Below are 6,413 nucleotides of genomic sequence, written 5' to 3'. Positions count from 1 at the left end.
CCGTCCGACGTTTCAAACTCTAGCCGATCTCCGCTCCGAAAAGCGAATCCGACCGCAACCCGATAAAACGCGCACGCCGAATACGCACCAGGCCGTCACGCGGAAAAGCGAAAAAGCGAAAACGACCGGCACGAACCGGGAGGTGGTGTTTCAGGGGATTGGCCGCTCCGGGACCGTCCGCGCAGACGCGTGTCCGGTGCTCCCTGCCGAGCGACTAGAGAACACTACCCCTCTCCGACACCGGAGGCAAACCCGCGCCTGAGACGGTCCGGGTGCAGAGCGCCCGGCCGGGCTTCACGTACTCGCCGTTGGGGTGGTCGTTGCCGGTGACCCAGCGGCAGGCGGTGGCCTCGTCGCGGCCGCCGTCGCGGTGTCGCCGCAGCAGGCGCTCCTCGCGGACGTCGTCGTCGGTGTGCACGTACCAGAGCTCGTGCAGCAGCCGGCGGGCGTCGGGCCAGGGTGCGTCGGCGGAGGCGAGGTAGTTGCCCTCGGTGATGACGAGCCGGGTGTGCGGGCGGACTACATGGCGGGCGGCGACCGGTTCGTCCAGGGCGCGGTCGAAGTCCGGGACGTAGATGTCCTGGAAGCGGTCGTCGGCGATGCGGCGCAGCAGGGCGACGTAGCCGTGGGCGTCGAAGGTGGCCGGGGCGCCCTTGCGCCGGGTCAGGCCAAGGCGGTCGAGCTGGGCGCCGGAGAGGTGGAAGCCGTCGAGCGGGACGTAGGCGGCGGTGCCGGGGCCTTCGGCGCGCTCGACCTCGGTGACCAGGTGGCGGGCCAGGGTGGACTTGCCGGCACCGGGCGGGCCGGCAAGTCCGAGGATCGTGCGGGCGTTGCTGCCCCGGCCCCGGAGGAAGCCGAGGGCGAGGGCGGTGAGGCGGTCCTCGTTCATGGCCGCACCTTACTCAGGGCGCCCCGTCCCGGGCAGGGCTCGCCGGGCCGGATCGGCTCAGCGGTCGGCGAGGGCGGGCAGGTCGAGGGTGAGGGTGCCGGCGTCGGCGTCGAGCAGGGCGGGAACGCCGAGCGGGACGGTGAGGGTGGACGGGCAGTGGCCGAAGCCCAGCTCCCAGAGCACGGGGACGCCGAGCCCGCCGAGCCGGTCGAGCATCACGTCCCGGACCCGCTCGGGCCGTCCGCAGCCCTCCCAGGAGCCGAGGGCCAGGCCGGCCACGCCGTCGAGGGCGCCGGAGCGCAGGAGCTGGGTGAGCAGCCGGTCGAGCTGGTAGGGGTGCTCGTTCACGTCTTCGAGCAGCAGGATGCCGCCCTCGTAGGAGGGCCGGGCGGCGGGCGTGCCGCGCTCGGCGGTGAGGACGTGGAGGCAGCCACCGGCCGTGACGCCGCGGGCCTGGCCGGGAACGAGCGGGGCGGCGGTGGGTGAGGTGAGGACGGTGGTGGCGGCAGGGTCGAAGAGGGTGCGGCGCAGGTGCTCGGCGGTCGGGCTGTCGGAGACGAAGGAGGCGCCGGCGGCCAGCGGTCCGTAGAGGGTGGCGAGGCCGAGGCGCTGGGCGAAGGCCTCGTGCAGGGAGCTGACGTCGCTGAAGCCGATGAAGGGCTTGGGCCCGGCGGCGCGCATCGCGGTCCAGTCCAGCAGGTCGAGCATGCGGTGCACGCCGTACCCGCCGCGGGCGCAGATGACGGCGTCGACGGTGGGGTCGACCCAGGCGGACTGGAGGTCGCCGGCACGATCGGCGTCGGTGCCGGCCAGGTAGCCGAGGGAGGAGTGGGTGTCGAGGACGTGCGGGGCAACGGTGACGCGCAGCCCCCAGGAGCGGAGGATCGCGCACCCTGCGGTGAGGCGTTCGGCGTCGATGGGGCCGCTGGGGGCGACGACGGTGATGTGGTCGCCGGGTCGCAGGTGCGGCGGGCGGGTCAGTCCCTGGCCGGGTGTGGTCGGGTGCTGGTCCATGGGCCGGGCCACCTTTCGGGCGCGGGAGCGGGGTGCGGGCGGTCGCGCTGTGGCCGCGACCGCCCGGTGACGATATGCCCCGTGTCAACCGGCCGATGTCCGCCGGTCGGCGTCCGCCGGATGCGGTCCGCGGGTCGGCAGGTCCCGACGGGGGACCCGGCAGGCTCCTGCAGACTCCGTCGCGCTCGGGAAGGGCGGGCGGTGGGTGCTCTTCAGATCACCGCCCCCATCACCTCCCGGACCTCGGTGAGGGTGGCGTCGGCGACGGCGTTGGCGTGCTCGGCGCCGTCGCGCAGGACCTGCCGCAGGTGGCCCCGGTCGGCGGCGAGTTCGGCCCGGCGGGCGCGCATCGGGCGGAGGAACTCGTTGACGGACTCGGTGACGGTGCGCTTGAGCGCGGCGGCGCCGCCGTCGCCGATCTCCTCGGCGACGGCCTCGGGGGCGCGGTCCTGGCAGAGCGCGGCGAGCAGGACGAGGCTGGAGACCTCGGGCCGGTTGACCGGGTCGTAGCCGATCCGGCGGTCGGCGTCGGTCCTCGCACCGCGGATGATCCGGGCGGTCTCGTCCTCGGTGGCGCCGAGGGCGACGGCGTTGCCCCGGCTCTTGCTCATCTTGCCGCCGTCGGTGCCGAGCAGCATCGGGGCGTCGGAGAGCAGGGCCTGCGGGCGGGGGAAGACGGCGCGGCCGTCGGCGTGCGGGTAGCGCTCGTTGAACCGGCGGGCGACGGTGCGGGCGACTTCGAGGTGGGGCAGCTGGTCCTGGCCGACCGGCACCAGGTCGGCCTTGCAGAAGAGGATGTCGGCGGCCTGGTGGACGGGGTACGTGAACATCAGGCCGCTGACGGCGGACTGCCGGGAGTGGGCGATCTCGTCCTTGACGGTGGGGTTGCGGCCCAGTTCGGCGACGCTGACCAGGCTGAGGAAGGGAAGCAGCAGCTGGTTGAGGGCGGGGACGGCGCTGTGCGGGAAGATCGTCGCCCGCTCGGGGTCGAGGCCGGCGGCGAGGTAGTCGAGGACGAGGTTCTCGGTGTGCTCGGCAAGCCGGTCGGCGAGGTCGCGGTCGGTGATGACCTGGTAGTCGGCGACCACGACGAACATCTCGACGCCCTGGTCCTGGAGCCGGACCCGGTTGCGCAGGGTGCCGAAGTAGTGGCCGAGGTGGAGCGGTCCGGTGGGGCGGTCCCCGGTGAGGACGCGGTGGGCAGTCGGGTCGTCGGACGGAACGGGGACGGCGGCGCGAACGGGAGCCGCGGCGGCGGCGATGGTCTCGGTGGTCAAGGTCTCTCTCCTCGGTGCGGCGGTGGTGGCGGCCGTCCGGGGCGAGGGGCCCGTCCTGCGGGGAGCGCGGAAAACGCAGCAGGGCCGTCCATCCCGGACGGCCCTGGGTCAGGCGAGTGGGGTGGCCGTCCTAGGACGGCCACCAGCACAGGCCCACGAAGCGCTTCATGCGCCCAACAGTAGTGGCGTCAGTCCTCCACGACCAGCGCCGGGGTGTCCTTGCGCAGCGTCTCGCCGCGGAAGAACTCCGGCCGGATGAAGCCGTACCAGGTCATCAGCCCGGCGCCGAGCAGCAGGATGCCGACGCCGATCACGAAGACCGAACCGATGCCGAAGACCGAACCGCTGCCGTAGTCGGGGGCCCAGGCGTCGGTGAGGGTCTGCAGGAAGACCGCGCTGAGCAGCACGCCGCCGAGGAACGGGGCGACGCCCTTGAGCAGCAGGTCGCGGGCACCGGTGCGCAGCGAGCGGCGGAAGTACCAGACGCAGGCGAAGGCGGTCAGCGCGTAGTAGAAGCAGATCATCAAGCCGAGCGCCAGGATGGTGTCCTGGACGACGTTCTCGCTGATCAGGCTCATGCCGACGTAGAAGACCGCGGTGGCGATGCCCGCCGCGACGGTGGCGTAGCCCGGGGTGCGGTAGCGCGGGTGGACGGCGCCGAAGCGCGGTGGCACGGCGCGGTAGGCGCTCATCGCGAGCAGGGTGCGGGCCACCGGGATGAAGGTGGTCTGCAGGCTGGCGGCGGCGCTGGCGACGACGGCCAGGAAGAGCAGGATGCTCCACGGCGAGCCGAGCACCGGGCGGGCCAGCGCGGCGAAGACGTTGTCGGCGGTGGCCGGGTTGCCGAGACCGTTGCCGGTGGTGCCGACGCCCGCGAACATCTGGGAGGCGATCGCGACCAGCAGGTACGAGCCGACCAGGGTGACCATGGAGATCATCGCGGCGCGGCCGGGGGTCTTGGCGCTGCCCTGCGTCTCCTCGTTCATGGTCAGGCAGGTGTCCCAGCCCCAGTACATGAAGATCGACAGCGACAGTCCGGCGGTGAACGCGCTGAACGAGTCGACTTCGAGCGGGTTGAGCCAGGAGAGCGAGAAGCCGATCGAGTCGGGCAGGTCGCCGGAGGCGGCCTTGCCGATGGCGATGGCGGAGAAGAGCAGCAGCACGGCCAGCTGGAGGCCGACCAGGCTGTACTGGAACCACTTGGTGGCGGTCATCCCCCGGTAGCTCATCGCGGTGGCGCCGGCGATCAGCAGGACCACGGTGAGCAGGTGGACGGCCTTGTTCTGGTCGAGTTCGGTGACCCAGCTGCTGCCGGTCATCTCCCCCAGCATCAGGTACAGGAAGTCGGTCGCGACCCCGGCCAGGTTGGAGAGCACGATGATGGTCGCCACCGTCAGGCCCCAGCCGGCCATCCAGCCGATCCGGGGGCCGAAGGCCCGGACGCCCCAGGTGAAGGACGTGCCGCAGTCCGGGAAGTCCTTGTTCAGCTCCTTGTACGCGAACGCGACGAGCAGCATCGGCAGGAAGCCCGCCAGGAACACCGCAGGCATCTGGACGCCGACCGCGGTGACGGTCGGACCGAGCGTGGCGGTCAGGCAGTAGACCGGGGCGACCGTCGAGACGCCCAGCACCACGCTGCTCAGCAGGCCGACGGAACCGCCCCGTAGACCCTTGTCCCCCGCTCCCCCAGCGGTCCCCTGATCGGCGGGGACCCCACCACTGATGCCACTGACCGGGGCACCCTGCGGAGCGCCGGGCGCCATTGCCCGGCCGCTGCTCGTGTGCTCTGAGAGCTGCTGATCAAACACCAGCGCACCCTAGATCCGGGCATGGAAGGTTGAGTAGACCAACCCTTGGTGATCTAAACCACGTGCTTCGATTCGTCCCCATGGAGGCCGACTGAGTCGATGCATTCACGCCTTGTTAGCCCATGTACCTTTGTTTCAAAGGATCTGAGCCAAGAAAATTTCTTCCTTTTGCCAAGGTTCGTCATAGTTTGCCCTCCCGGCACGGAGGGGTCGCGACCCCGCCGCCTTCGAGTTCAGATAGGTTTGCCTAACCTAATTTCGATCGCGAAGGAGCGTCGCGTGCCCACCACCTCCGACGACCAGGCCCTCCTCCCCCGCACCGCCACCCGCCGCAGGTTCCTCACCGCAGGGATCGCCGGAGGCGCGGTGCTCGGCCTCGGCGGGCTGCTCACCGCCTGTGGCGGATCGGGCGGATCGGGCGGCAGCGCCGATTCGACCCCGGGCGGCGGCTCCTCCCCGAACCAGAAGTCGGTCAAGCAGGGCGGCGACGACTACGCCACCGTGATCGAGAAGATGAAGGGCTTCGGCACCGACGCCGCCCCCGGCGTCTACCCGCGCACCCTCAAGCACGCGATGGGCGAGACCGTCATCCCGGCCAGGCCCACCCGCGTCGTGGTGCTGGACACCGGCGAGCTCGACAACGTCGTCGCCCTCGGCATCCAGCCGGTCGGCGTCGTGCACACCGACGGTTCCAAGTCCCTGCCGTCCTACCTCAAGGACAAGGCCGGCAGCCCTGCCGCCGTCGGCACCATCAACAGCCTCAACCTGGAGGCGATCGCCGCGCTCAAGCCGGACCTGATCCTCGGCAGCCAGCTGCGCGCCCAGGACCAGTACGTACAGCTGTCCAAGATCGCGCCGACCGTCTTCTCGCTGCGCCCCGGCTACCCCTGGAAGCAGAACTTCCTGCTCAACGCGAGTGCGTTCGGCCTGGAGGCCGAGGCCGGGACGCAGCTCGACGCGTACCAGGCGGCGGCCGCGGCGATCGGCGCGAAGCTCGGTGACAAGCGGCCCACCATCACGCCGCTGCGCTTCATGCCGGGCCGGACCCGGCTCTACGCCGAGCTCTCCTTCATCGGCACCATCCTCACCGACGTGCCGCTGCCGCAGCCCGGGATCGAGCAGGTCCGGGAGCTCGCGGTGGAGGTCAGCCCGGAGCAGATCGACAAGGCCGACGCCGACTGGATCTTCTACGGCGTGTACGGCAGCCCCAGCTCGACCAACCAGGACGCGGTGCTGGGCGGCGCGCTCTGGAAGACGCTCGGAGCGGTCAAGTCCGGTCAGGCCCGGCCGGTTTCGGACGAGACCTGGTTCCTCGGGCTCGGCGTGATGGCGGCGAACGCGGTGCTCACCGACCTCAAGGGCTTTGTGGCGCCCGGAAGTTGATACTGACCGGCGGGGCAGGGGCGGGGTCGGCACGCAGAACAG

Annotated in this window: 5 protein-coding genes; 1 reads left to right on the top strand and 4 read right to left on the bottom strand. The window is 71.4% G+C overall.

Annotated elements, in window-relative coordinates; translation table 11 throughout:
- Nucleotides 1–214: 214 nt before the first annotated feature.
- The 4 genes from ACFU7Y_RS10600 to ACFU7Y_RS10585 all read right to left on the bottom strand — a co-directional run bounded on the left by ACFU7Y_RS10600 (nucleotide 215) and on the right by ACFU7Y_RS10585 (nucleotide 4,943).
- Nucleotides 215–889, bottom strand: coding sequence for a nucleoside/nucleotide kinase family protein (locus ACFU7Y_RS10600; RefSeq protein ID WP_224283567.1), 675 nt, complete (start codon nucleotides 887–889; stop codon nucleotides 215–217).
- Nucleotides 890–946: 57 nt separating this feature from the next.
- Nucleotides 947–1,903 (bottom strand): LD-carboxypeptidase, encoded by a 957-nt coding sequence (locus ACFU7Y_RS10595; protein WP_224283566.1) that lies wholly within the window; start codon nucleotides 1,901–1,903, stop codon nucleotides 947–949.
- A gap of 212 nt (nucleotides 1,904–2,115) precedes the next feature.
- On the bottom strand, nucleotides 2,116–3,165 hold the full coding sequence (gene trpS / locus ACFU7Y_RS10590) for a tryptophan--tRNA ligase (protein ID WP_224283569.1): 1,050 nt from the start codon (nucleotides 3,163–3,165) through the stop codon (nucleotides 2,116–2,118).
- 203 nt (nucleotides 3,166–3,368) lie between these two features.
- Nucleotides 3,369–4,943, bottom strand: coding sequence for an APC family permease (locus ACFU7Y_RS10585; RefSeq protein WP_224283568.1), 1,575 nt, complete (start codon nucleotides 4,941–4,943; stop codon nucleotides 3,369–3,371).
- 324 nt (nucleotides 4,944–5,267) lie between these two features.
- On the opposite strand from ACFU7Y_RS10585, the gene ACFU7Y_RS10580 reads away from it, so the two are divergent.
- The gene (locus ACFU7Y_RS10580) at nucleotides 5,268–6,371 is read left to right on the top strand and encodes an ABC transporter substrate-binding protein (protein ID WP_224283565.1); all 1,104 of its coding nucleotides are present in this window, start codon (nucleotides 5,268–5,270) and stop codon (nucleotides 6,369–6,371) included.
- Nucleotides 6,372–6,413: the final 42 nt, after the last annotated feature.

It is taken from the genome of Kitasatospora sp. NPDC057542 (assembly GCF_042801945.1).
Classification (GTDB): Bacteria; Actinomycetota; Actinomycetes; order Streptomycetales; family Streptomycetaceae; genus Kitasatospora.
Note: the sequence above shows the minus strand (reverse complement) of the source record. Positions and strands in the feature narration are given on the sequence as shown.

What these genes read in the sequence shown, in the direction of transcription:
- ACFU7Y_RS10600 (WP_224283567.1), bottom strand. Translation starts at nt 889, where the DNA reads ATGAACGAGGACCGCCTCACCGCCCTCGCCCTCGGCTTCCTCCGGGGC.
- ACFU7Y_RS10595 (WP_224283566.1), bottom strand. Translation starts at nt 1,903, where the DNA reads ATGGACCAGCACCCGACCACACCCGGCCAGGGACTGACCCGCCCGCCG.
- ACFU7Y_RS10585 (WP_224283568.1), bottom strand. Translation starts at nt 4,943, where the DNA reads ATGGCGCCCGGCGCTCCGCAGGGTGCCCCGGTCAGTGGCATCAGTGGT.